The sequence below is a fragment of the bacterium genome (genome assembly GCA_028821235.1).
In the GTDB taxonomy this organism is placed as follows: Bacteria; Actinomycetota; Acidimicrobiia; order Spongiisociales; family Spongiisociaceae; genus Spongiisocius.
On the sequence record JAPPGV010000022.1, the window covers coordinates 1 to 3,107 of the forward strand.

The 3,107-nt window shown below is 68.2% G+C and carries 3 protein-coding genes; all 3 read left to right on the forward strand.

Features of this window, described 5'->3' with window-relative positions:
* The coding region (gene dnaK / locus OXK16_02455; GenBank protein MDE0374809.1) for a molecular chaperone DnaK at positions 1-1,689 on the forward strand (1,689 nt) is incomplete at its 5' end.
* A complete protein-coding gene (locus tag OXK16_02460; GenBank protein MDE0374810.1) occupies positions 1,686-2,348 on the forward strand; it encodes a nucleotide exchange factor GrpE in 663 nt (220 codons plus the stop codon). The genes dnaK and OXK16_02460, both read left to right, overlap by 4 nt.
* Positions 2,349-2,367: 19 nt before the next feature.
* The coding region (locus OXK16_02465; protein MDE0374811.1) for a DnaJ domain-containing protein at positions 2,368-3,107 on the forward strand (740 nt) is incomplete at its 3' end.

The window sequence follows — 3,107 nt, forward strand, 5'->3', positions numbered from 1 at the left end:
CTGATCGGTGAGGTCGCCAAGCGGCAGGCCATCACCAATCCCGATCACACCGTCCGATCCGTCAAGCGGCACATGGGAACCGACTGGTCCGTCGGGGCCGACGGCAAGTCCTACACGGCCCAGGAAGTGTCGGCCCGGACCCTGATGAAGCTGAAGCGGGACGCCGAGGCATACCTGGGAACTCCCATCACCTCCGCCGTGGTCACAGTGCCGGCCTACTTCAACGATGCGCAGCGGCAGGCCACCAAGGAAGCAGGGCAGATCGCCGGCCTCGAGGTGCTGCGGATCGTCAACGAGCCCACCGCGGCCGCCCTGGCGTACGGCCTCGACAAGGAGGAGTCGGACCAGACCATCCTGGTGTTCGATCTCGGTGGAGGAACCTTCGACGTGTCGGTCCTGGAGATCGGCGACGGCGTGTTCGAGGTGAAGTCGACCAGCGGCGACACCCAGCTGGGCGGGGACGACTGGGACCAGGCGATCATCGATTGGCTGGTCAAGGGTTTCAAGAACGACAACGGCGTCGACCTGAGCGCCGACAAGATGGCCGTGCAACGGCTCAAGGAAGCCGCGGAGAAGGCCAAGATCGAGTTGTCCACCGTGCCGGAGACCGACCTCAACCTCCCGTTCATCACCGCCACCGCTGACGGGCCACTGCATCTCCAGACGAAGCTGTCCCGCGCCGAGTTCGAGAAGCTCACCGATCGCCTGGTGGGCCGGACCGAGGGGCCGTTCAAGCGGGCGGTGGCCGACGCCGGGGTGTCCGCCGACGAGATCGACCATGTGGTGCTGGTGGGCGGGTCCACCCGGATGCCGGCCATCCAGGACCTGGTGAGGCGCCTGACCGGTAAGACCCCCCATCGTGGAGTCAACCCGGACGAGGTGGTGGCGGCCGGCGCCGCGCTCCAGGCCGGCGTGCTGACCGGTGACGTGAAGGACATCCTGCTGCTGGACGTGACGCCCCTGACGCTCGGTATCGAGACCAAGGGGAGCGTGATGACCAAGATGATCGAGCGCAACACCACCATCCCCACCAAGCGCACGGAGATCTTCACCACGGCCGACCACAACCAGCCGGAGGTCGAGATACACGTCCTGCAGGGCGAGCGCCCGATGGCCGGTGACAACAAGAGCCTGGGCAAGTTCCGCCTGACCGGGATCCCGCCTGCCCCGATGGGTGTGCCCCAGATCGAGGTGAGCTTCGACATCGATGCCAACGGGATCGTGTCGGTCAACGCCAAGGACCTGGGCACCGGCCGCCAGCAGGCCATGACCATCACCGGTGGCACCGCCCTGTCGCAGGACGAGATAGAGCGGATGGTGGAGGATGCGGAGCGCTACGCGGACGAGGACCGCCAGCGGCGGGATCTGGCCGATGCCCGCAACCGGGCCGATCAGGTCCTCAACCAGACCACCAAGCTGCTGGAGGACCATGGCGACAAGCTCGATGACGATGAGCGGTCCGCCATCGACGATGCGGTGGCGGCCCTGCGGTCGGTCACCGAGGACGAGGCGGCCTCGGCCGACGACATCCAGTCCGCAATCGATGCCCTCTTCCAGGCCTCTGCCGTGCTGGCCCAGAAGATGTACGCATCGGAGGCCGAGGAACAGGCGGCCGATGAGGGCCATGCGATGCCGGATGACGAGGACATCGTGGAGGCCGAGATCATCGATGAGGGGGAGGACGCTTGACCGGCGCTACCCGGCCGGGTGCCGATCCTTCCGGCGCTCCGCCTGAGGAGGTGACGAAGCCCACGTCCGAGGAGGTGATCGAGGCCGTCCTCGAAGACGACCCGTATGACCGGATCGGTCACATGGAGCTTCCCGAGGATCCGGACGAGGCCGTGGCGCTCCTGATCAACGAGCTGCTGGCGGCCCGGGAGGCGGCCGAGCAGGCGGAGGACAGGTGGAAGCGGTCGGTTGCCGAGTTCGACAACTATCGCAAGCGCACCGCACGGGCCCGGCAGGAGTCGGTCGCGCGCGCGTCGGAGCGGGTGATGCTCCAGATCCTTCCGGTGCTCGACAGCCTCGACGCCGCCCTGATCATGGAGAGCGCGGACGGGCCCTCGGACGGCGGCTTGCGCCGGGGAATGTCCAGCACGCGGGAGCTCCTGCTCTCCACGCTGTCCCGTGAGGGCCTCGAGCCGATCGAGGCCCTGGGCGCCGGGTTCGATCCCACCCTCCATGAAGCGGCCCAGATGGCCGAGGGGAGCGGCAAGATGGTGGTGACGGCCGAGTTGCGGCGCGGCTACCTCCTCAAGGGGAGGGTTGTCAGGCCTGCCCTGGTCGCGGTGGGCTACGAGCCGACCTCACCTTCCGAGGCGGAAGCCGGGGAGGAGGATCCGGCGTGATCCGGTCCGGGGGTCGTCCATGAACCGCGACTGGCTCGAGAAGGACTTCTACCGGCTCCTCGAGGTGGGGAAGGATGCCGACCAGGCGACCATCAAGAAGGCGTACCGGCGGCTGGCCCAGAAGCTCCATCCGGACGCCAACCCGGACGATCCGAATGCCGCCGAGCGTTTCAAGGGGGTCTCGGAGGCCTATTCGGTGCTGTCGGACTCTGACCGTCGACGGGAGTACGACCAGGTCCGCTCCATGGGAGCGCAGGGTTTCGGCCCGGGGGGCGGCCCGTTCGCCGGAGGGCAGGTCCGGATCGAAGACCTGTTCGGCGGTGCGGGGGGCATCGGTGACCTGTTCAACTTCGGCCGCGGTCGTAGGGGTCCCCAGCGCGGCGCCGATATGTCGGCCACCCTGGACCTGACCTTCGAGGAGTCCGTCCGGGGGACCACCAGTCCGGTGCCGGTGCAGGGCGCCGTCCAGTGCGGACGCTGTTCAGGCTCGGGAGGGGAGCCCGGGACTACGGTGGACGTTTGCGGGAACTGCGGCGGCACCGGCACGGTCGCTTCCAATCAGGGTTTCTTCTCCTTCACCAACCCGTGCCCGGTGTGCGGCGGCGCCGGCAGGAACGTGGAGTCGCATTGCCGCCAGTGCGGCGGCTCCGGCCAGGAAGTCCGGGCACGCACCATCAAGGTGCGTATCCCTCCCGGTATCAGGGACGGAAACACGATCCGGCTGCGGGGCCGGGGAGCGCCCGGGCCGAGGGGCGGTCC